General features: G+C 52.6%; 20 protein-coding genes and 1 tRNA gene. 17 read left to right on the forward strand and 4 right to left on the reverse strand.

From position 1 onward, the window contains the following. The first annotated feature begins 1 nt into the window (after position 1). The 6 genes from CFI10_RS02435 (at position 2) to CFI10_RS02460 (ending at position 9,020) form a co-directional block, all read left to right on the forward strand. Positions 2-601 carry an HNH endonuclease family protein gene (locus tag CFI10_RS02435; protein WP_206838941.1) on the forward strand — a complete coding sequence of 200 codons (600 nt, stop codon included), beginning with the start codon at positions 2-4 and terminating at the stop codon, positions 599-601. Further along, complete coding sequence (pglZ, locus tag CFI10_RS02440) at positions 598-2,916, forward strand: BREX-1 system phosphatase PglZ type B (RefSeq protein ID WP_206838951.1); 2,319 nt, start codon at positions 598-600, stop codon at positions 2,914-2,916. Before CFI10_RS02435 ends, pglZ begins: the two co-directional genes overlap by 4 nt. Before the next feature lie 17 nt (positions 2,917-2,933). Beyond that, positions 2,934-4,982, forward strand: coding sequence for a protease Lon-related BREX system protein BrxL (gene brxL / locus CFI10_RS02445; protein WP_206838961.1), 2,049 nt, complete (start codon positions 2,934-2,936; stop codon positions 4,980-4,982). Positions 4,983-6,009: 1,027 nt separating this feature from the next. Beyond that, positions 6,010-6,963 carry an integrase domain-containing protein gene (locus tag CFI10_RS02450; protein WP_206838962.1) on the forward strand — a complete coding sequence of 318 codons (954 nt, stop codon included), beginning with the start codon at positions 6,010-6,012 and terminating at the stop codon, positions 6,961-6,963. Between the two features lie 126 nt (positions 6,964-7,089). Next, positions 7,090-8,394, forward strand: a complete 1,305-nt coding sequence (locus CFI10_RS02455; protein WP_206834329.1) for an IS1380 family transposase — start codon at positions 7,090-7,092, stop codon at positions 8,392-8,394. Between the two features lie 218 nt (positions 8,395-8,612). Next, positions 8,613-9,020 (forward strand): hypothetical protein, encoded by a 408-nt coding sequence (locus tag CFI10_RS02460; RefSeq protein ID WP_206838965.1) that lies wholly within the window; start codon positions 8,613-8,615, stop codon positions 9,018-9,020. A gap of 417 nt (positions 9,021-9,437) precedes the next feature. On the opposite strand, the gene CFI10_RS02465 is transcribed toward CFI10_RS02460, so the two are convergent. From CFI10_RS02465 to flgA, 4 genes are all read right to left on the reverse strand, one after another. Further along, positions 9,438-9,514, reverse strand: a tRNA-Arg gene (locus tag CFI10_RS02465). A 41-nt stretch (positions 9,515-9,555) separates the two neighbouring features. Continuing rightward, complete coding sequence (locus tag CFI10_RS02470) at positions 9,556-10,053, reverse strand: flagella synthesis protein FlgN (protein ID WP_206838966.1); 498 nt, start codon at positions 10,051-10,053, stop codon at positions 9,556-9,558. Positions 10,054-10,059: 6 nt separating this feature from the next. Then, positions 10,060-10,380 (reverse strand): flagellar biosynthesis anti-sigma factor FlgM, encoded by a 321-nt coding sequence (flgM, locus tag CFI10_RS02475; protein WP_206838970.1) that lies wholly within the window; start codon positions 10,378-10,380, stop codon positions 10,060-10,062. A 126-nt stretch (positions 10,381-10,506) separates the two neighbouring features. Continuing rightward, positions 10,507-11,211, reverse strand: a complete 705-nt coding sequence (flgA, locus tag CFI10_RS02480; protein ID WP_206838972.1) for a flagellar basal body P-ring formation chaperone FlgA — start codon at positions 11,209-11,211, stop codon at positions 10,507-10,509. A gap of 65 nt (positions 11,212-11,276) precedes the next feature. On the opposite strand from flgA, the gene CFI10_RS02485 reads away from it, so the two are divergent. The 11 genes from CFI10_RS02485 (at position 11,277) to flgJ (ending at position 21,604) form a co-directional block, all read left to right on the forward strand. Next, positions 11,277-12,215 (forward strand): chemotaxis protein CheV, encoded by a 939-nt coding sequence (locus CFI10_RS02485; protein WP_206838975.1) that lies wholly within the window; start codon positions 11,277-11,279, stop codon positions 12,213-12,215. Between the two features lie 16 nt (positions 12,216-12,231). After that, positions 12,232-13,071 (forward strand): CheR family methyltransferase, encoded by an 840-nt coding sequence (locus tag CFI10_RS02490; RefSeq protein WP_091822558.1) that lies wholly within the window; start codon positions 12,232-12,234, stop codon positions 13,069-13,071. A gap of 193 nt (positions 13,072-13,264) precedes the next feature. Then, on the forward strand, positions 13,265-13,663 hold the full coding sequence (gene flgB / locus CFI10_RS02495) for a flagellar basal body rod protein FlgB (RefSeq protein ID WP_206838977.1): 399 nt from the start codon (positions 13,265-13,267) through the stop codon (positions 13,661-13,663). A gap of 2 nt (positions 13,664-13,665) precedes the next feature. After that, positions 13,666-14,100 (forward strand): flagellar basal body rod protein FlgC, encoded by a 435-nt coding sequence (gene flgC / locus CFI10_RS02500; RefSeq protein ID WP_091822552.1) that lies wholly within the window; start codon positions 13,666-13,668, stop codon positions 14,098-14,100. Positions 14,101-14,121: 21 nt separating this feature from the next. After that, positions 14,122-14,805: a flagellar hook capping FlgD N-terminal domain-containing protein gene (locus CFI10_RS02505; protein ID WP_206838978.1), complete on the forward strand. Its 684-nt coding sequence runs from the start codon at positions 14,122-14,124 to the stop codon at positions 14,803-14,805. Positions 14,806-14,819: 14 nt separating this feature from the next. Continuing rightward, the gene (locus tag CFI10_RS19125; RefSeq protein ID WP_242530084.1) at positions 14,820-17,030 is read left to right on the forward strand and encodes a flagellar hook-basal body complex protein; all 2,211 of its coding nucleotides are present in this window, start codon (positions 14,820-14,822) and stop codon (positions 17,028-17,030) included. Between the two features lie 128 nt (positions 17,031-17,158). After that, a complete protein-coding gene (gene flgF / locus CFI10_RS02520; protein WP_206838979.1) occupies positions 17,159-17,902 on the forward strand; it encodes a flagellar basal-body rod protein FlgF in 744 nt (247 codons plus the stop codon). A gap of 18 nt (positions 17,903-17,920) precedes the next feature. Further along, on the forward strand, positions 17,921-18,706 hold the full coding sequence (gene flgG / locus CFI10_RS02525; RefSeq protein WP_206838980.1) for a flagellar basal-body rod protein FlgG: 786 nt from the start codon (positions 17,921-17,923) through the stop codon (positions 18,704-18,706). 21 nt (positions 18,707-18,727) lie between these two features. After that, entirely contained in the window at positions 18,728-19,408 is a 681-nt protein-coding gene (gene flgH / locus CFI10_RS02530) for a flagellar basal body L-ring protein FlgH (protein WP_341868543.1), read from the forward strand. 29 nt (positions 19,409-19,437) lie between these two features. Beyond that, positions 19,438-20,532, forward strand: coding sequence for a flagellar basal body P-ring protein FlgI (locus CFI10_RS02535; RefSeq protein WP_277987751.1), 1,095 nt, complete (start codon positions 19,438-19,440; stop codon positions 20,530-20,532). 1 nt (position 20,533) lies between these two features. Beyond that, a complete protein-coding gene (flgJ, locus tag CFI10_RS02540; RefSeq protein ID WP_206838982.1) occupies positions 20,534-21,604 on the forward strand; it encodes a flagellar assembly peptidoglycan hydrolase FlgJ in 1,071 nt (356 codons plus the stop codon). The last annotated feature ends 19 nt before the right edge of the window (positions 21,605-21,623 follow it).

The following is a 21,623-nucleotide window of genomic DNA, read 5'->3' on the forward strand; positions in this document are numbered from 1 at the left end:
GATGCTGCATGTCGTCCCCCAGCCGGAGCCAGCGGAGTTTGACCGCCAGGTGCGCCAAAAAGGGCTGCGTTATTTGAGTGAGTCAGGCATAGATCTGAGTCAGCCGCTGCCCGAAGGGGTCAAGTTACGTCCCTATTGGCGTAACTGCCTGCCGGATCTGTATGACCGGTTTGGTGGCATTTGCGCTTACCTCGCGATCCACTTTGAGCGCATTACGGGGGCGGGCTCGGTTGACCACTTTGTTGCCAAGTCGGAGCGACCGGATCAAGCCTATGAGTGGTCGAACTATCGTTTGGCTTGCTCACGTATGAATAGCCGTAAAAACGACTATAAGGATGTACTCGATCCTTTCCTGATCGAAGATGGGCTCTTTCGCCTGGAGTTGGTCTCGGGACATATCTATCCCAATCCCGACCTGCCGCCAGCTCTTATGTCGGATGTAGATGCCACGATCACAAGGCTTAAACTGGATGATGGGGGCTGTCGAGAAGTGCGGGCTCGCCACTTCTCAGATTATATCCAGAACTTTTATACCGCTGAATTTTTGAGACAGCGTTCACCCTTCGTTTGGTACGAAGCGAACCGCCAGGGACTGCTATGAAACTGATCGATCTGCTGGCGGAGGAAGTTCGTGCCAGCGCCGCCTATAACTCCAATATCCAAATGGCACCGAGCGTTATCCTCTGGACTGACAAGCAGCGCCAGTGGGAATCTGCCTTGCCACTGCTGCAGGCTGCCATGCCTGAACTGGTGGTGCTGGGCGACTACGCCCCCGAGCAGAAGCGTGGGCCGGCCATCTGGATCAAATGTGTAATCGAAGGTGTATTGCCCGAGGTGCAGCTGCCGCAGGATCGTACTCCGATCCTGTATCTGCCAGGTGTAGAACGCCGCGATCTTCGTGCGATTACGGACTGCCCCGATGTGCTCAAGCCTTTGGCTGAATTGCAGTATCGCGGCTGCTGGTGGATCTACAACAACACTGGCCGTGACTGGACGGTCAATGCTTTCCTGATCTCAGCCAACGGCGGTGCCGGTCTGGATGTGGCCAAGGATGACAAGTCGCAACAGGCGATGTTGCGGGTGCTCACCGAAATACTGGAAAGCGAACGAGACGAGCTGGCCAACCGCCGCCTGGAGGCGCCGGACTTCAATAAGCTGGTGTCCAGTGATCCGGTGCGTGACCTGCTTAGCTGGATGAATGACAGCAAAGTATGCCGTGAACGCTGGGATGCGCCCCGTTGGCAGGCCCTGGTGGGCATCTGCGAGACTGAATATCACTTCAGCCCCGAGCGTGACGGCGAACTGACGGCTGCGGAGTTACTGTGTCAGCGTCAGGGTGTATGGGAGAGCGTTTGGCAGCGGTATGCCGAGTCCTGTCATCATTACCCCAATTTGCCTGATCTTTTGATGAAGGTGCAGCCTGACCTTGCCGCAGATGGTGCCAGTTATCCTGCGATCAATGCGGATGAAGAACAGCGGCTGGAGCAGGATTTAAACCAGCTGCTGACTCTGAATTCAGCTGATGCACGCCAACAATTACAGCGACTTGAACAGCATCATTCTGAGCGTCGTAACTGGATCTGGTCTCAGCTGGGCCACGCACCGCTGGCAGGTGTGCTGGAATATCTGAGTCAGATTGCCGAACGCACACAGCAGGTGTTTTCCGGTATCGATGCCGAGGAGATGGCTGACCTTTACCGCCGGAAGTATTGGCAGGTGGATGACTTGGCACTCAAAGCCTTGGCCAGTCCACTGTCCAACGGACAGCAGGCTCTGGTGCAACAACTGCTGGCGCTGATCTACACCCCGTGGCTGGATGAAGTCACGCGCAATTTCCAGAGTCTGGTGAAGGCAAAGGGCTATCCCGGAATTGGTCAGGTGAACGAAGCCACGGCTGCTTATGCACCGGGTGGCGAGGTGGTCTTCTTTGTGGATGGCCTGCGCTATGACATCGCTCAACGGCTGGTGCAGATGCTGGTGTCCAAAGCGGATATCAAACTGTCCTCGAACTGGGCGGCGTTGCCATCGGTGACCGCGACGGCTAAGGCAGCAGTGACCCCTGTTCATGACAGGCTGACCGGCCGGGTAACGGATCGCGACTTTGAACCCAGTTTGCTGGAGGATGATAAGGATTTTTCGGCCTACTACCTGAAGAAATACCTGAAGGAAAAGGGCTGGGTGTATCTGGAAGAGGGCGAGTCCGGCGACCCATCAACTAATGCCTGGGTGCAGAGTGGTGATATTGACAAGGAAGGCCACGTTAAAGGTCTGAAGCTGGCGGCTCGCATCGATACGCTGCTGGAAGAAATTGTTGAGCGTGTGGATGAACTGTTGGCGGCCGGATGGCGCAAGATCCGTATCGTGACCGATCATGGTTGGGTGCTGACACCCGCTACCATGTATAAGGTGGATCTGACCAAGCACCTGACCGATACCCGCTGGGGCCGTTGCGCCGTGATCAAGGATACGGTGGATACCGGCTATCTGCAGCTGGGTTGGTACTGGAACGGTAATGTCAGTATCGCTATGGCGCCGGGGATCAGCAGTTTTAAGGCTGGGCAGCATTATGACCATGGCGGCTTGAGCTTGCAGGAGTGTCTGACCCCCGTCATCGAGCTCAGTAGTAACCAGCAAGTTCAGCCCGTTCCAAGTGTGAGTGCAACATTGTCAGACCTGCGTTGGTTGGGGTTGACCTGTAAGGTGCAGGCCGAAACTGATGCTGAGGGTGTGGTCGCAGTTCTGAGAACCCAGGCAGCGGATGCCGATTCCGAGATCTGTAAGCGTAAACCCCTCAAGGGCGGTAAATGCAGCCTGATGGTGGACGATGACTTTGAAGGCATGACAGCGGTACTGGTACTACTGGATGACGGCGGCAACGTACTGGCGAAAAAACCGACCCTGGTCGGTGATGAATAAGGTTAGGAGAGAGATACGTGGAACTGGATGCTCTGGACAACAAAGCCGCTGAGTTTTTTGAAGGCTACATCGTGCGTAAGGACCTGGTACGTACCTTTGCCCGCCAGTTTCCGGTGCCGACCTATGTGGTCGAGTTCATGTTGGGACGCTACTGTGCCTCGACAGACCCTGACGAGATCGAGGAAGGCCTGGAGATTGTTCAGCGCCAGTTGGCATCCCGCACGGTGCGTGCCGGCGAGGAAGAGCTGTTCAAGGCCCGGGCTTACAAGAAGGGGGCTGCCAAGCTGATCGATATCGTCAGTGTCCGTTTTGTTGAAAAGGAGGGCGGTTACCTTGCATCCTTGCCCAGCCTGAACCTCAACCGAGTCCGTATTGCTGACAAAATCGTCGATGACAATGAACGCTTGCTGACAGGTGGTTTTTACGCCGAAGTGACGCTGGAGTACGACTCTGTCATTGCCGAAGAGAAAGGCAATGCCTTCGGTATCGCCGAGCTGCGCCCAATCCAGATGTCCAAGCGTAATGTGTTGGACGTGATGGCAGAAGCCCGTAGCCACTTTGATAGCCATCAATGGCGGGATTTCCTGATCCGCTCCATCGGTCTCGAGTCCGAGGCGCTGTCTGACCGTGCCAAAGACTCCATCCTGCTGCGTATGGTGCCCTTTGTGGAGCGCAACTATAACCTGGTTGAACTTGGCCCACGCGGTACCGGTAAGAGCCATCTGTTCCAGCAGGTATCGCCCTATGCGCACCTGATCTCGGGCGGCAAGGCGACCATTGCCAAAATGTTCGTCAACAACGCCTCTGGCCAGCGGGGTCTGGTCTGTCAGTACGATGTGGTCTGCTTCGATGAAGTCAGCGGGATCTCTTTTGATAGCAAGGAAGGGATCAACATCATGAAGGGCTACATGGAATCCGGCGAGTTCAGCCGTGGCAAGGAGAGCATCCGTGCCGATGGCTCCATGGTGTTTGTGGGTAACTTCGATGTGGATGTGGAGCATCAACAGCGAGTAGGCCATCTGTTCGGTCCATTGCCACAGGAGATGCGCGATGACACCGCCTGGATGGATCGTATCCACTGCTATCTGCCCGGTTGGGATGTACCCAAGATGAGCAAGGATCTGACGACTGATCATTTTGGTTTGGTCAGCGATTTCTTTTCCGAGTGTATGAGCCGCCTGCGTTTCCAAAGCCGTGTGGCGGCCATGCAAAACCGTGTGCATTTAGGTGGAGCGTTGAGTGGACGTGATACCAATGCGGTAAATAAAACGGTATCGGGTCTGCTGAAATTAATGTATCCCGACGCTGATATGCCAGTATCTGATGAGGATCTAGAGTGGGCAACACGTTTGGCGCTGGAAGTTCGTCGCCGAGTAAAAGAGCAGCAGAAGCGAGTGGGCGCTGCCGAGTTTCGTAATACTCATTTCAGTTATTTTATCGGTGATGACGGTATCGAAAAGTTCGTGGCAACACCCGAGTTGCGTGCCGATAACGAAATTGGTGATGACCCGCTTGAACCGGGTCAGATCTGGACAATCAGCGAAGGTGGCACAGACTTTGATGACAACGCTGGGCTTTATCGTATCGAAGTGAACGAAGGCCCAGGCTCCGGTGTGAAGATTCTGAATAATCCGGCACCGGCAGCATTTAAAGAATCCATGCGATATGCTGAGCAAAATCTTTATGCACGTGCGCAGCAGTTAATTGGTGATCGAGATCCACGATCACATGAGTTTACCGTTCAGCTCCGAGCCTTTGATGCAGCTAAAAAAGGTTCCAAACTGGGTGTCGCAGCATTAATTTCCATGTGCAGCAGTATGTTGAAGAAATCCGTGAAAGGCGGCCTTATTGTGGTCGGTGAGATTAATCTGGGTGGCTCAATTGAACCGATTAGTAATGCCGTGAATATTGCAGAACTAGCAGTGGAAAAAGGCGCTAGTACCCTGTTGATGCCAGTGACAGCCAGACGACAGCTATATGACCTTTCAGATGATATGGCCACTAAAATCGACATACAGTTTTATCAGGATGCTAGGGATGCGCTGCTTAAGGCGCTGACCGAGTGATTAATCTGGTTTGAATAACATTACCATGATTAAGAGTGCTTTTGAGTGGTGTTGATGAAATAAAAGTTCTATACACACATAACTCTGATGTTGGAGATGTTATGTGTGTATAGAATACTATTTATCTACTGCTGCCAAGAACTCTTACATTGAAAGGTCGCTTGATTGAAAATTTTTAGCAGGCGAGACTTGCAACGGTTGTGCGACACTGATATTTTCCGATTACTCATCGCCCACGGTATGCACCGTGAGCGGCAGGGGACGCTGAACTGCTTAAATACCCAGCAATATAAATTCCATTTCTGAAATTCCCTCTGTTTCGGTGTGTCCGGAGATAAGTCCGTCTGCACTGAATCAAATCTATAGGCCTAGTCAGTACGATATCTGCACTGCACAGTATTGCACGGCAGTACCCCTGACAACGGGCCAAAATTTCTCTGGGTTCCCACCCGAAATGTACAAATCTGAATCGTTCCACCTCCAATCTGTACAGTCACTTTGTGGCTGACGCATCAGCTTTTCGCTGTTCGCGATTGGAAAAATTGCAGTGCCTAGCGTGAAAGCATCACCCTGACCAACCCATCCCAACGGCTGCCAACACCTTTTTTTTCAGTAGCCCTTGGAAATGAGATGAGTTGTGTTGATGGGCTGTAAGCCAGGTATTACGTGCACTCCAGAAAAACAGTCGAGACTAAACCCGGACTAAACTACGGTTTTGCCTGCTACCAGGCGGGTATGTCTGAGGTGTCATCTCAGAATTTTGGCCTTCTTACTGGTGTCTGCTGGCGTAGCAGCACCAGCCTCACCCCGCATGTGTATGGGGGATCGTTCGATATACACATTTTGATGAGGAGTAAATGTCGTGAGTGATTCGACGCGTTGCCGCTGCCCTGATGGGGCTCCCACTGACTGGTCTATGACGGGGGACGGCAACAGTGCGCGGGTGTTTTGGCCGTCCCCCAGGTTTGGACCAGACACTGGGCGCACAAATCACTATTTTTCATTTTTATCATCTTTGGAGTTGGTTATGGCTAGGAACAACAAGCGTCGCCGTGGGCAGAAGCGCAATTTTGGGCTGGGCAGAACCATCATGTTCGCAGTGGTTGTAGTGTTGAACCTGTATTACGGTGGCGGGCATTACAAAACCAGGGCAACTCATGTAAGCCGCTTCAGAAAGTTTGCCAATTTTCTGGAGCAGTATGGCATCCAGGATGTGCGTCAAGTCGGGGAAGAGCATGCAGAGGCTTATGCAAATCACCTCGTCAGTCTGCTCGATGCCGGAAAAATCAGTTTGAGTTACGCACACAATCTGGTCAGCTCGTTCAATGTGGTGATGACGGCATTCCGCCGTGATAAAGCCGTGAAAATAGTCGCATCTGATTTTTTTGAGGCGCGTTCATATGTCCGAGAAAAAACGCCGGATATGAATGATGCATCGATTCAGGAAGCGATTGAAATCATGGAGGCTAGAGGAGAAAAGCGAGCAGTCGCACTCTTGAAGTTGGTTCGTTTTTTCGGCCTGCGTCTACGTGAAGGCATTTTGGCGAACCTTGACCGTTGGTGGAATGAATACCAGAAAACAGGTTATGTGAATGTTATTGACGGGACAAAGGGTGGCAGGAAATCACCTGATCGACAGATCCGAGTGACTGAACAAGGAAAAGAGGCGTTGGAATATGCGTTGTCAGTAAGACCAAAAGGTTCAAAAAACCTGTTGGCTGACAATGAAACCTTGATTGGTTTTGTGAATACCGTTGTAAAACGTATGCGTAGACTTTTGAAAGAATACGGAGTTGTAAATATTCGTGAGGTGAGGACCTATTTTATGATTGAGTTGTTTGAAGCAGTGACTGGACTAAAAGCCCCTGTTCGTGACAAGTCAACGCTTGAAAATGAAGCGTTGCTTCGGAAGGGGTATGAGGCTGTAGCACGAGCTGCGGGTCATAACCGAATTGGTGTTGCACGAGCATATGTTGGATAAAGAGGTGATATATGCCTGATTCCGTGACTTACAACCCCACTCACACCTCTACAACACTGTAACCACGCGGCCTGCGGCGGTAATATGGACGCCATTCTCGATTCACCCAGACAGTGATATCTGACTATGCGTACCTTCAAGCTTGAACAGTCAAAAACCGAGATTATCACACCCCACGGTGGTCTGGCGCTGGTTGGGCACAGCGTGAACAGGATGACCTCTCTGGCTAAGACCTCGCGCTCCATCGTCAAGCGCCATGGCATCGCCAACATCGACCTCATCCGTACCTACCTGGGGTTGATTTGCCTTGGCAAGAGCGACTTCGAAGCGGTCGAGCACGCACGCCATGATCCCTTCTTCAAAGCGGCCATGGGCATCAAGCAATCACCTTCATCGGCCCGGCTGCGTCAGCGCTTTGATGAAGATGCCCGCGCACTGATCCCGTTATTGGATGAGGCCAGCGTCGAGTTTCTGTGTAACGCTTCGGTGCCTATCGGCACACTCACCACCGGGCACGTGCCACTGGATATGGACGTGTTTCCCATGGACAACAGCAACAGTAAAAAAGAGGGCGTGGCCTATACCTACAAGGGGCATGACGGTTATGCCCCCATCGCGGCCTACCTGGGCACGGAGGGCTGGTGTCTGGGCTGTGAGCTGCGACCGGGTAACCAACATGCCAATAAAGAGTTTATTCACACCCTCGACCGGGTGCTGCCTCGAGTCCGAGAGCTGACCGATGCACCGCTACTGGTACGTCTTGACAGCGCCCATGATGCCGCCGAGAACCGGGGGTACTTCCGTGCGCACGGGGCAGACTACCTGATTAAGTGGAACCCCCGCTCACAAGATGGACTGGCCTGGGTCGACAAGGCTCATGCGGCCGGCGCACTTTGGTGCCATACCCGACCGGGCAAAATGGAAACGCTGGTAAGCGAACCGCTGGATGGCACGGACGACCGCCTGATCGTCAAGGTGACGGTGCGCCAGAGTGACAGTTCAGGACAGCTGTTTTTGGAGCCGGAGGTCAGCCTGGAGGGCTGGACGACTTCACTCACATCGGACGCAGCAGATAACGCCAAGGTCATTGCGCTCTACCAGGATCACGCCACCAGCGAACAGTTCCACAGTGAGTTCAAGACTGATCTGGATCTCGAACGTTTGCCGTCAGGGAAGTTCGATACCAACGACCTGGTCATAGCCTTTGCCGTACTGGGCTACAACATACTGCGTTGGATGGGACAGAACGCGCTATTGGGGCCGGATGCACCGGTGCGTCATCCGGCCAAGCGTCGGCGGCTGAAAACCGTGATTCAGGAACTGATGTATATGGCCTGTCGCTTAGTCAGCAGCGGTCGTCGTCTCCACCTGCGCTTCGGACGACATTGTCCCGGTTTCGGGGCATTCAGTCGCGTCTACGGGCTGGCCTGATCCGGACTGTCGGATTTACAGCCATTCAAAATAGCCACACGCCCGAGCGCCATGCATGGCAGGGTATGCCTTGGCCTGCAGACAGAATCGAGACGAAATACTGCGGTGAGAAGCATGATCGATGCTGCAGTGGCGTAGATTAACCCGGTACACGTTAGATAAGATCGAGCTGTGTTAAAGAGCGAGGTCGTCTTCAGTGCTGGGTGCTGCAACAGCGGGTGAAGTCACTGATTCAGGATATGGTTATCAAAAAACTTGGAAATAATATCAAGGATGTGGAAGTTACTAAAACAATTGACGGAGTGAAAAAGCAGGTGAAGGCAGAAGCTATTACCATTCAAAAACATCAGAGCCGTATGCAGCGCATTCTGGATGCAATTGAGGCCCGCTATCCGGAGGTGCGGTATGAGTGGCAGTTGAAGTGTAAACACTTTTCCTGGGCCAAAAATGAGTTCATGAAGGACTATGCGGAGTCAACACAGCGGGACTTCATCCGAACCCTGAGGCTGATGATTACTGCACTTGGAAAAGAGAACTGGCTGAACATTCTGGGCATTGCCAAGACTGAATCCCAGGGTGGTAGACCCTCTGCATTCGCAGTGCGTAAGTCCAAGCGAATGTACTAATAGCGTACATATAGACACTTTGAGCCAATCAAATATAGCCATGGAAGGCCACCTCGCTAACGAGAATGACACTTAAGAATCATTTGCGATTGCGAATAGATAGTTCGTTCAAAGAGGTTAGGCAGGCAACTTGTCATATCATTCAAGAGCCGTGCAGCGTCACGCCATCTGTAGATTAATTGAAAGTCATCGATAGCGTACTCAGAGCATGGATCCCTCATTCTTCAAAAAGCGAAACAGAGTAGTGGCAACATAATCACCCGCCTAGGTCTCCATTTGCACGTACGTGCGGTAACGGAGTGATGCCCAAGGTTAAGCATGTGCTAAGTGGTGGGCCGCTTGGTGGGCCGCTGGGCGGTTAGGACGTATTTTGAAGGTGTTTTGAGATGTGGTTGGCGTGTAACGTATTGATTTGATTGGTGCCCCAGGCAGGACTCTAACCTGCGACCTGCCCCTTAGGAGGGGGCTGCTCTATACAACTGAGCTACTGAGGCATTTCAAGGCTGTGGATTCTACCGCCAGCAGTCCAAATTTTCTAGGCTTTACCCAGCCTGCGTTGACCTTCGTAGCGACCCTTGTCACCTTTCTGGTCATAAATGGAGTTGCCTTGGGCATGCCCCTGCAGTAATGCCAGCAGTTGGTCAGTATTTTGTTTACTGCGTACCAACGTCTGCTCGTTGCGCTGATTTAGCACGCGTACCTGTTCCAGTGACTGTTCCAGGCGCTGCCATGCCTGCTCCAGCAGTTCGCTGGCGGGTGCTGGCAGGGTACGGATGAAGACAATGACAGCATCGCGGTTGGTTTCAACCTGAAGCTTTGTCAGCAGATCGTTGCGCTCACGAATGTTGCGATCAAGTCCCAGCAGGCATTCCTGTTTCTGCTGGTTGCTTTGTTTGAGCTGTTCAAGATCGCGCGTCTCAAGCGCAGTGAGTTCTGTGTCGAGCAGTATCTGCAGCTGTGACAATAGTGCAGTGCCTTGGTCGATCAGGGCGCCAAACTGGATACTGATATCCTTGACGGGCTGGTCAGTCATCAGTTATCAGCCGAGTAAACTGTCAAGCTGCAGCATACGGTCGGCGATACGCTCATTATCGATCTTGTAGGAGCCATCTTCGATGGCTGCCTTGATCTGAGCGACACGGTCGCTGTCCACATCTGCGTTTCCGCTGTTTTCGCCCACAGAGCGCTGCAGCGCTTGCGCTGTATCACTGATACGTACAGTGTCGTCGCTCCGAGCAGGTGTATTGTCTGCAGGCTTGTTTCCGGTGTTGTTGCCGGTGGCCTGGGTCTGCTGCTCACTGACTTTACCTCGGTTGCCTGCCGACTGGGCGGGAGACAGGCCGGGAAAATCGATAGCCATTTTAAATTACCTCGCAATCAGTTCTATGCAAGGGTATCGGTCGCCCTGAGTAAAACTTTAAGGTTTTTTACATTAGTGAACTAATCGGCAGTATAGCGGAACAGGCCAGTGGCTGCTAACCGGAGATCATGGAACGCGAACCAAACCGCCGCCTTCTACACGTGCACGGATTTGTCGCTCTGAGCGATTGTTGATGACATCGATTATGTCGCCAATACGTCCGTCTTCGCGTGCAGTCCCTTCGGTACGGATGACAGCGCCGCCTCGGGATGCCTCGATTATCACCGGATCGCCTCGGCTGACGGCGTTTGCCTGAGTCAGCATGCGGGGGGTGATCGGAGTGTCGGCGCTGATACTGATGCGGGCCTGACTTCCGACGACATCCTGCTGACGGTAAAAATAATCACCTGACAAACTGGCAATATCGCGCTCCCGCAGCTGCAATTTTCCGGCGCTTATACGGCTGCCTTTGACGATTGGCGTTGCAGCGACCACAATCGCTTTATACTGCTTCACTCGGCCGGTGACAAAAAGGCTCCAGCGTGGTGTGCTGCAACTGGCTTTTGCGGTGATGCGCTCACCACTGTGGAAGGGCAGTGTTACATGAACGGGAGCTTCACAGGGTGCGAGTTGCAGGTGCTGATTGACTGGGTTCAGGCTGACCTCGACCCGGCTGTCTGGTACTTTAGACAACAAGTGTTGTTTAATGGCTTCAGTCACCTGCAAGTTGATCCGTGCTGCGGTATCATCGGCAGAGGCCGAAAAAGGCAGCATCAGGATGCAGACTATGGCAAAAACAGTGGCAACTGGTGTTAAATTGATATTATTCACGCGGGTGTCCTGGCTTTCGAAGCCGGGCGAAACTCATTGTTAGCGACCTCGGGGTTGGTTAAATCATGTCAGGGATCCTGGATACTGTAAACCTGCGCACGCAGATGGTCGGTCAGAACCGTCTTGAACTGTTGCTTTTCGGGCTGGAAACCAATCAGCGCTACGGCATTAACGTATTCAAGGTACGAGAAGTGCTGCAGTGTCCGGATCTGACTGAGGTGCCGCGCCAGACCAGTGCAATCAAGGGGATGGCGCATATCCGCGGCGAAACCATCCCGGTACTTGATCTGTCTGAAGCGATTGGTCGCAGGCCGATCCCGGAAGAAGATCTGCCCAAAACCTTCCTGATTGTGGCCGAGTATAACCGCCGTACGCTTGCCTTCATGGTGCGCAAGGTTGACCGTATCCTGAATACTCAGTGGGACCAGATCATGGCCCCGCCGAAAGAGATCGGTAACGAGAATTACCTGACGGCTGTTTTCGAGTACGAAGGCAAGCTGGTTGAGATTCTGGATGTAGAACAGATCCTCGCGGACCTGTACCCGATGTCCACTGATGTCAGCGATGAAGTAGCGACTCAGGATGATCGCGCCCGCGCGCGCCAGCGCCACGTTCTGATCGTCGATGATTCGGCCGTGGCGCGCAATCAGATGCAGCGCAGCCTGGAAGACCTTGGCGTGAAGGTTTCGATTGCCAACAATGGGCGTCAGGCGCTTGATCTGTTGAAAGGGTTGGTCGAAAAAGGGGTGGATGTTGAAAGCTTTTTCCTGATGGTGATTTCTGATATCGAAATGCCTGAAATGGACGGCTACACCCTGACCTCCATGATCCGTGAAGACCAGCGCATGTCTAAACTGCATGTGGTGCTGCACACTTCACTGAGCGGCGGTTTCAATGTATCGATGGTGAAAAAGGTAGGGGCCGACGGTTTCCTGGCCAAATTCAACCCGAACGATCTGGCCGGAGTGGTAGTCAACCGTATCCGTCAGGTCGAACAAGGCTGACGGGGAGCGTCTCCGGGTGAGCAGCAGCTTTAGTATTACACCAGCGGAATTCCGTGAGTTCAGCAGCTTTCTTGAAAAAAGCTGCGGCATTCTGCTGGCTGAACACAAGCAGTACCTGGTCCAAAGCCGCTTGGGCAAGATCATGCAGCAGCAAGGCTGTTCAAGCCTCAGTGAGCTGGTGGCACGTCTTGGCAGAGCGGGTGGCAACAGCCTGAAAGAACAGGTAATCGACGCCATGACCACCAACGAAACCCTCTGGTTTCGTGATATTCATCCCTACGAAATCTTGCGTAATAAGCTTCTGCCTGAGCTGCATGAGAAAAGTCGCTTTCAGAAGCTGCGAATCTGGTCTGCGGCCTGCTCCACCGGGCAGGAGCCGTACTCCATCAGTATGGTGATTGACGAGTTCAAACAGAGTCATGCCGGGGCTTTTTCGTCCGGCGAAGAAATACTGGCGACTGATATTTCCACCACAGTGCTGGATCAGGCACGACGAGGTGAATATGAAATGCTGGCGTTGGGGCGTGGTCTGTCTCAGGAGCGGCTGCACCGCTACTTTGAGTCATCACCCACCGGTAGCTGGGGTATCAAACCCCACATCAAGAGCCGGGTGCGCTTTCAAAGCCTCAACCTGCTTGGGCCTTACAGTTCACTGGGGCAGTTTGATCTGATTTTTTGCCGCAATGTGCTGATCTACTTCTCGTCAGACGTAAAACTCGAAATTCTGCGCAAAATGCACAAGCAGCTGCGCCCGGGGGGGTATCTGCTGCTGGGTGCTTCCGAGTCTCTCTCAGGCCTGTCTGACTTGTATAAAATGATCCACTGCCGCCCCGGTATTATCTACCAGGCAATCTGAAAACTGAGCGGCAGTCTTGCCGCCCTTTGCCGCTCGGCACTATTTGTAGCGGTACAGCCTTGCCGCTTGCCGCTGTATATTGCCTCCCTGAAACTGTCCGAACTTTCCCAAAGCCACCCATCACGGGTTTTTTCGCTACTGGCACGTTGCTTGCTTAATTACAGATATAGCAACCTGTAACGGATAAGCGGCAATGGCGATCAACTTTGACTCAGCACTGGGGATTCATGAAAACGCCCTGATACTCAGAGCGCGACGGGCTGAGGTGCTGGCCAACAATATTGCCAATGCGGATACGCCCAACTACAAGGCCCGTGATCTGGATTTTAGTGCCGTGCTCGAAGGTGAAACCGCTGGCGCCAATCTGTCGTTGAAGAAAACGGCATCCGGTCATCAATCCGAGTTTTTGTCACCGGATGCCGCGGCTGACCTGATGTTTCGTATTCCGAACCAGCCGTCAGTAGATGGCAATACGGTAGAGACCCAGGAAGAGATGGCTCGCTACACAGACAATGCGCTCCGTTATCAAGCGTCCTTTCAGTTTCTGAACAGCAAGTTCCAGGGGCTGACACGTGCAATCAAGGGTGAATAAACATGTCGTTGAGTAACGTTTTCAACATCGCGGGCTCCGCCATGACAGCGCAAACAGTGCGGCTTAACACCACCGCCAGTAACATGGCTAATGCGGAAAGCATCAGTTCCAGCGAAGCGGAAACCTACCGCGCCCGCAAGCCGGTGTTTGCACTCAAGGAAGCTCAGACTGAACACCTGCCTGATCACCTGCAGACATTGGTGCCGGGCCAAGGTGTTGATGTTAAAGGGATCATTGAAAGCGATTCGCCCCTGCGCATGGCGTACGAACCGAATCACCCGATGGCCGATGAAAACGGGTATATCTGGTACCCGAACGTAAATGTGGTGGAAGAGATGGCGGATATGATTTCAGCCTCGCGCTCGTTCCAGATCAACGCCGATATTATGAATACGGCCAAACAGATGCTTCAGCGTACGCTGACGCTGGGGCAATAAGGTCAGTAAGAGGATAACGCCATGAGCAATGTAAACGGCGTCGGCAGTAACAACATCTACGATCAGATCAATCAGAAGAACCAGTCTCAATCCACGGCGACTGACTCTGTTTCTGAAGACCGTCAAATGTTTATGAAGCTGCTGATTGCACAGTTGCAAAACCAAGATCCGACTAGTCCTGCAGAGACCAGCGATTTTATGCAGCAGATCTCTACATTGAGCAACGTAGAAAGTATTCAAAACCTTTCCAAAACCATGGAAACCATGAGCAGTACACTGATCAGCAGTCAGGCGGCGCTGCAGGCCTCATCCATGGTGGGTCAGCGTGCGTTTGTGAATACAGACATTGCTCAGCTGCCCCAGCAGGGGGGGCTGGTTGATGGTCTCGTGAGCACTGATGTCAGCTCCAGCGATATACGCATCTCTATTTATGATGGCAGTGGTAAGCGCGTCGACCGTGTCAGTATGGGCGCGCAGCCCCCTGGGGATCATAACTTTGTTTGGCAGGCAGGCGAGAATGTACCGGCTGGCAACTATCGTATTGTGGCTGAAGCAGCCAGCAGCGCCGATGGTGAATACGAAGAAGTAGCGACCTATATGGGGTTCAATATCAACAGCGTCACTTTGGGGCAAAATGGGATTGGTATGAAAGTCAATACCGCCATTGGTGCCATCGATATGAATGAAGTGAAGCAGCTCGGTTAAGTGAGGTAACAAAAATGGCAGGTTTTAATACGGCCGTCACTGGCCTGAAGGCATCCACCACAATGCTGGATGTGGCCGGTAATAACATTGCTAATGCGAGCACCGTCGGGTTTAAAGGCTCCCGAACAGAGTTTGGTGATATATATGCAACAGCAGTTGTGGGTGCAGGGTCGAGTAATACGCCGGGTTCTGGTGTTACTGTGAGCGATATAGCCCAAGATTTTAGTGGGGGTACTATTGAGTTTACGAATAGTAACCTGGATTTGGCTATTAATGGATCAGGTTTTTTCCAGCTGAAAGATAGTAGCGGTAGCATATCTTATACACGTGCTGGCGCATTTGAGCTGGATAAAGAAGGCTATATTGTTAGTAAAAATAACAAGCGGCTACAAGGCTTTGGGCTTGATCCACAGGGCAACATTTTGCCGCTGCAAGATCTTTCAGTGTCGCAGAAGCAAAGTCCACCTAAAGCGACTGAAAAAATTGAGTTGTCTTTCAATATTGATGAAAATGATGACGCCTCGAATAATGAAAAAGTCTTCAATAAGGTAAATCCTAACTCCTATACATGGTCGACCACAGTCGGTACATTCGATAGCTTGGGGAATGAGCAAAGCATTCGATTTTACTTTGCAGAACAGCAGGCTATTCGAGAATCCTATCGGTTTGCACTCGACGATGGAGCGGGTTCGTTCACGGCAGCAACAGTTGATACCGTTGCGGTTCCTCCTGCTGTAGCGACAGACGCAGTATTCGGTACGGGTGGCAGTGCTGTAAAGCTGTCAGGTTTTGAGTTGGCAATGAACGGTACTGGCGGCGCTGCAACAGTTACCTCTCTGCAAGATGCGAATGATCGAGAAAAACTATATTGGGATGTAACAGCCCCGATTCTGGATGACAGCAACAATGTATATTACCAGCTGACGGATGAGTCCAAGAGTAAACTGAAAGAAACCTTTGCGAATGGCGGTGATCCCCGAATCGATCTGGATACGCTGGTGTTGAATGGTACGACAGGTCAGGTTTCGTTTGAAACACATGCAGAATATACCGAATATGGTGATTTTGTCGTGGAAGTGGCCGGTAAAGAGGTGGATAATACTCTACCTGCATCTGAATCATTTAGAGATTCTAATGAGATTCAATCGTTCCAGCTGGATCCTACAAAGTTTACAGCGGGCGTTGATGGTAACCAGTTGGGTGAAACATTTGTTATCAGCTTTGGTAGCGTAGACATCACTCTTAAAAGTGAGTTGACGTATGAGGGTGCTATTGCAACCATTACCAGTTTTGAGCAAGAAATAATCGATGCGAATCCTGGTCTTGAATCTGTTTCATACAACTCTTTGCAGGATAGAATTGAAATAAAATGGCAGGCTAAACAAGGTGACGTTGATAACGATATATTGGACTTCCCGGTAGTATCAGGCACCTTGGCGAATGCACCGTTTTTGGGGCTTGATACAGCAACAGGGAAGGTGGACCTGCAAGAGTTGCAGAAGGGCGATAACAGCTATATTGGTGTATATCGCACATATGCATACCTTAATGACAATGATCAGCTGAATCTAGGTAAAATACGTGATCCTGGCTCGCTGGTGGAAGATCCTGCTACGCCGACAGCACCTGGCCCGATATTGGTGAGCTTTAACACAACAACAGGGGTGTTGGAATCAGTTAACGGCGGAAATGTTTCCAACGCGGGTAAGGCACCGACAATCACTATTCTGGGTGCCGACCCTGCGAATCCTCAAGATGCCCTGTTGGACTCCGATGTAGATAATCTCAAGGGTGTACAGCTTGATCTCAGTGGCTCGTCCCAGTTTGGCTCCGAATCGATTGTGAATAAGCGTTCACAGGATGGCTATACCAAGGGCGATTTGATCGGTGTGACCTTCTCAGAAGATGGTCGAATGGTCGCCAGTTTCAGTAATGGTCAGTTGGCGGAGTTGGGTATTGTTGCCGTTGCGACCTTTGAGAACCAGGATGGCTTGCAGAATGCCGGTAATACTGAGTGGGTACAAACATTGTCTTCCGGTGATCCGGTGCTTAACCCGCCAGGTACCGGTCTGAACGGTACGCTTCGCTCTGCTGCCCTTGAGCAGTCAAACGTGGACTTGTCTGCTGAACTGGTCAAGCTCATTGAGGGGCAGCGTAACTTCCAGGCTAACTCCAAAACACTGGAAACCCTCAACACAGTGACTCAGGCTATTTTGCAGATCTAACCCTAACCAGCTGCATTATTGCATGTTATTCAGGCCGGGCTTATGCCCGGCTTTCTCGTTTATGGCACGCAGTTTGCTTGTTATAGGGTAAAGCCAGTTCAAACGGCAAGGTTTTACCGGAGCAAACAATGGATAAAGTGCTGTATGTTGCCATGACCGGCGCGCGTGAGAACATGTACGCGCAGCAGGCCCACGCCAATAACCTGGCCAATGCGACGACCACCGGCTTCAAGAGTGATTTCGAGCAGGCCCGCGCCATGCGTGTGCTGGGTGAAGGTTATGAGTCTCGCGTTTACTCCATGAGTGAGCGGCCCGGCACGGATCTTGATAGTGGCACACTGATGCAAACGGGGCGTGATCTGGATGTGGCGGTTGCCGGTGATGGCTGGCTTGCCGTTCAGGGGCCGGACGGCAACGAAGTGTACACCCGCAACGGATCACTGCAGATCAATGCCGCCAACCAGCTGGTGACAGGCAGCGGCTTGCCGGTGATCGGGGCTGGTGGTGGGCCGATTGTGATTCCGCCCGCCGAGAACATAACCATTGGTAACGATGGCACGGTCACCATCCGTCCGATCGGTGAGAATGCGGTCGAAATTGCCTTGGTGGATCAAATCAAACTGGTGCAGCCAGAACAGGGTCAGTTGTTTAAAGGGCGCGATGGTTTCATGCACACGGATAACGATGTGCCGCTGGCTGCCAATCCGAATGTACAAGTGCGTGCTGGCTATCTTGAGTCCAGCAACGTGAATGCCATCTCTGAACTGACCTCTATGATCAGTCTTCAGCGACAGTTTGAGATGCAAGTGAAAATGATGAAAACGGCTGAAGAGAACTCATCTGCAGCAGCAGAAGTGCTTTCAATGAGCTGAATCACAGGAGAATAACCGATGCACGGTGCTTTGCATGTTGCTAAAACCGGTCTGAGCGCACAGGACACTCAGCTCAAGGTGATTTCCAACAATCTGGCTAACGTCAGTACCGTTGGTTTCAAGAAAGACCGGCTGGAATTTGAGGACTTGTTGTATCAAGTTCGCCGTCAGCCCGGTGCGGCTACCGGTGAAGATTCAATGCTGCCTTCCGGCCTGCAGCTGGGCAGCGGTGTCCGCACCGTCAGTACCCAGAAGCTGTTCCATACGGGTGACATGCAGATCACTGACCAGCCTTTTGACGTGGCAATCAATGGTCGTGGTTTTTTACAAGTTGCCATGCCCAATGGTGACATCGCCTATACCCGCAATGGCGAGTTGCACCTTGATGGCGAGAACCGTCTGGTCACTTCAGAAGGCTACCTGGTTGAACCTGCAATCACCCTGCCGGACCAGGTAACCAATTTTTCGGTGGGCAATGATGGCACCGTGAGTGTAACGGTAGCGGGTGATCCCAACCCTCAAGAGTTGGGACAGCTGGAATTGGCCGATTTTGTTAACCCCCAGGGGCTGCAGGCAACAGGCCAGAACCTGTACATTGAAACGGCTGCAAGCGGTGCGCCGATTGTTGGCCTTGCCGGAGAAGAGGGACGCGGCATCATCAAGCAGGGGATGCTTGAAGGCTCGAATGTGAATGCGGTCGAAGAGCTTGTGGATATGATCACCACCCAGCGCGCCTATGAGATGAACTCCAAAGTGATCTCGACCGCAGACGAGATGCTGTCCTATGTCAGCCAGCAGCTCTAATGACAGGCTAAGGTGAACATAATGATGACCAGACTTTTGCGACTGTGGCCATTGTTTGGCTTGGTGCTGCTGACGGGATGTGTCAATAAGGCCCCCAAGCCGGACAATCCCTATTATGCGCCAATTCAGCCCGCGCAGATGCAGCAACCCAAACCGGTGAATGGCTCTATCTATCAGGCGGGCACCGGAATGGATCTGTACAGCGACGGGCGTGCGCATCGTGTGGGTGACATTATCACGGTGGTCCTGACGGAGCGCACCCAGTCTTCTAAAAGCTCATCAACCGATACCGACAAAACCACCAATATCGGTATTGGTGTACCCAACGTATTGGGTCAGGATCTGACCCTGTTCGGCAACCCTCTCAGTGCTTCCATGAACAGCAACAGCGGTTTTGAGGGCACGGGTAATTCCGATATGCGTAACAGCCTCAGTGGCAATATTACCGTGACCATTCATCAGTTGATGCCCAACGGTACCATGCTGGTTCGCGGTGAAAAATGGCTGACTCTGAATCAGGGGGATGAATATATCCGCGTGAGTGGTCTGGTGCGGCCACAGGATATTGGACCTGACAACAGTATCGAGTCTACACGCCTTGCTGATGCTCGCATTACCTACAGCGGCACCGGTGCCACTCATGACGCAAACGTTATGGGTTGGTTGGCACGCTTCTTTATCAGTCCGTTGTGGCCATTTTAAGAGCTTCTAAGGAGAACACCATGAATAAAATGTTTCGACTTGGATTGCTGTTACTGTCTCTGTCGGCCCTGCTGGCTGCTCCTGTGCAGGCTGAACGGCTGAAGGATATCACCAGCGTAGCGGGTGTGCGTACCAACCAGCTGGTGGGCTATGGTCTGGTAGTGGGGCTTGACGGTACTGGTGACAAAACCAGTTTTACCTCACAGACATTCCGTAACATGCTGAACAATTTCGGCGTGGCGATTCCTCCCAATGTTGACCCGAAATCAAAGAATATTGCAGCAGTCGCGATCCATGCGGACTTGCCTCCTTTTGCCAAACCGGGTCAGCCGATTGATGTCACCGTTTCCACCATTGGTGATGCCAAAAGCCTGCGTGGCGGCAGTCTGTTGATGGCGCCGCTCAAGGGTGCTGACGGCAATGTCTATGCCATAGCACAGGGTAACCTGGTGGTGTCCGGTTTCGGTGTACAGGGCAGTGACGGCTCGCGCCTGTCTCTGAACGTGCCCAGTGTCGGGCGGATTCCCAACGGTGCGACTGTTGAGCGCACAGTGCCCAATGCGTTTGCACAGGGTGACAGCTTGATGTTCAACCTCAACCATCCGGACTTTACTACCGCTCGTCGAGTGGCCGAGCAGATCAATAACCTGCTGGGGCCTGATATGGCACAGGCACTCGATGCAGCCTCTGTTCGTGTGCGAGCTCCGCGCGATCCGTCACAGCGGGTCTCGTTCCTTTCTGTGTTGGAGAACCTCGAAGTCCAGCCCGGTGAAGAAACAGCCAGGGTCATCATCAACTCCCGTACCGGCACCATCATCATCGGTCAGAACGTGCGGGTATCGCCGGTGGCCATCACTCATGGTGGTCTGACCGTTGCCATTACCGAAAATTTGGATGTTGCCCAGCCCAATGTGCTTGGCGGTGGTAATACCGTGGTGACACCGCGTACCGAGATTGAGATTGAAGAAGGCTCGGGCCGCATGTTCGAGTTTGCGCCAGGTGCAACCCTGAGCGACATCGTTGAAGCGGTCAATCAGGTGGGGGCAGCGCCCGGTGATCTGATGGCGATTCTTGAAGCGCTCAAACAATCCGGTGCGCTCAAGGCTGAACTGGTGGTGATCTGATATGGCGATCGACAGCGGCAGGCTTACACCTTCACAAGCGGCGCTTTTTACTGACCTGAACCAGCTGCAAAAGCTGAAAACTCAGGCTGGCAATGACCAACAAGCCGCCCTGAAAGGTGTCGCGCAGGAGTTTGAGCAACTGTTCATGAACATGATGCTCAAAAGCATGCGCCAGGCCAGTGACGTGTTGGCGTCAGACAGCCCGTTCAACTCCGGTGACGTAAAGTTTTATCAGGAGATGTTTGACCAGCAGCTGACGCTGGATCTGTCGAAAAAGGACAGCATCGGGCTGGCCGATATCATCGTCAAACAGCTGAGTCAGCAACACGCGCCTGTCGTGGCACCGGGGCAAGATGAAGAAAAAGGTGACCAGCAGTCGATGACTGAGCAGATGCTGTCACGCGCCTTCGGTGGCGGGCCGCTGCCGCAAACACCGTCTGGCAACTACCGTGCACCATTAGCCAGCGAGTCTGAGCAGGAAGACAACAGCGATACGATTCAACCTGTAACCCAGGAACTGACTGATCAGGACAAGGCAGGCTCCGAAACCGCAGCTGTGAAAGAAACCCTGCCAGCCCGATTTGAAACGCCAGCCGAGTTCATTGAAAAACTGATGCCACTGGCCGAGCAGGCGGGAAAAGAGTTGGGTGTAAACCCTAATGTTCTGCTGGCGCAGGCCGCGCTTGAAACCGGCTGGGGCAAGTTCATCACCCGTGATGCAACAAGCGGTGAGAGCAGCCGTAACCTGTTCAATATCAAGGCACACCGCAGCTGGGAAGGTGATACCGCGCAGGTACAAACGCTGGAATACCGTGGCGGTGTACCCGAGAAGGAACAGGCCCGCTTCCGTGCCTATGACAGCTATGCAGACAGCTTCACCGATTACGTTGATTTTTTGCGCAGCAACCCGCGATATCAACAGGCGCTGGAGCAGGGTGCAGACCCGACCCGCTTTGTACGTGAACTGCACAACGCCGGTTATGCCACCGATCCTGAATATGCCAACAAGATAGAACGTATTTTCAGCGGTGACCTGCTGGCCGGTTTGGGCCGTGGCACTAAAGAAGGCTGATTGTTGGCCGATACACATA

Source organism: Marinobacterium iners, from assembly GCF_017310015.1.
GTDB classification, from domain to species: domain Bacteria; phylum Pseudomonadota; class Gammaproteobacteria; order Pseudomonadales; family Balneatricaceae; genus Marinobacterium; species Marinobacterium iners.

Coding starts and splice junctions, on each gene's coding strand:
- flgH (WP_341868543.1), top strand. CDS start 18,728: ATGATGACCAGACTTTTGCGACTGTGGCCATTGTTTGGCTTGGTGCTG.
- CFI10_RS02470 (WP_206838966.1), bottom strand. CDS start 10,053: ATGACTGACCAGCCCGTCAAGGATATCAGTATCCAGTTTGGCGCCCTG.
- flgB (WP_206838977.1), top strand. CDS start 13,265: ATGGCGATCAACTTTGACTCAGCACTGGGGATTCATGAAAACGCCCTG.
- flgM (WP_206838970.1), bottom strand. CDS start 10,380: ATGGCTATCGATTTTCCCGGCCTGTCTCCCGCCCAGTCGGCAGGCAAC.
- flgJ (WP_206838982.1), top strand. CDS start 20,534: ATGGCGATCGACAGCGGCAGGCTTACACCTTCACAAGCGGCGCTTTTT.
- CFI10_RS02485 (WP_206838975.1), top strand. CDS start 11,277: ATGTCAGGGATCCTGGATACTGTAAACCTGCGCACGCAGATGGTCGGT.
- CFI10_RS02435 (WP_206838941.1), top strand. CDS start 2: ATGCTGCATGTCGTCCCCCAGCCGGAGCCAGCGGAGTTTGACCGCCAG.
- CFI10_RS02535 (WP_277987751.1), top strand. CDS start 19,438: ATGTTTCGACTTGGATTGCTGTTACTGTCTCTGTCGGCCCTGCTGGCT.
- CFI10_RS02455 (WP_206834329.1), top strand. CDS start 7,090: ATGCGTACCTTCAAGCTTGAACAGTCAAAAACCGAGATTATCACACCC.
- CFI10_RS19125 (WP_242530084.1), top strand. CDS start 14,820: ATGGCAGGTTTTAATACGGCCGTCACTGGCCTGAAGGCATCCACCACA.
- pglZ (WP_206838951.1), top strand. CDS start 598: ATGAAACTGATCGATCTGCTGGCGGAGGAAGTTCGTGCCAGCGCCGCC.
- flgG (WP_206838980.1), top strand. CDS start 17,921: ATGCACGGTGCTTTGCATGTTGCTAAAACCGGTCTGAGCGCACAGGAC.
- CFI10_RS02450 (WP_206838962.1), top strand. CDS start 6,010: ATGGCTAGGAACAACAAGCGTCGCCGTGGGCAGAAGCGCAATTTTGGG.
- flgF (WP_206838979.1), top strand. CDS start 17,159: ATGGATAAAGTGCTGTATGTTGCCATGACCGGCGCGCGTGAGAACATG.
- CFI10_RS02505 (WP_206838978.1), top strand. CDS start 14,122: ATGAGCAATGTAAACGGCGTCGGCAGTAACAACATCTACGATCAGATC.
- flgC (WP_091822552.1), top strand. CDS start 13,666: ATGTCGTTGAGTAACGTTTTCAACATCGCGGGCTCCGCCATGACAGCG.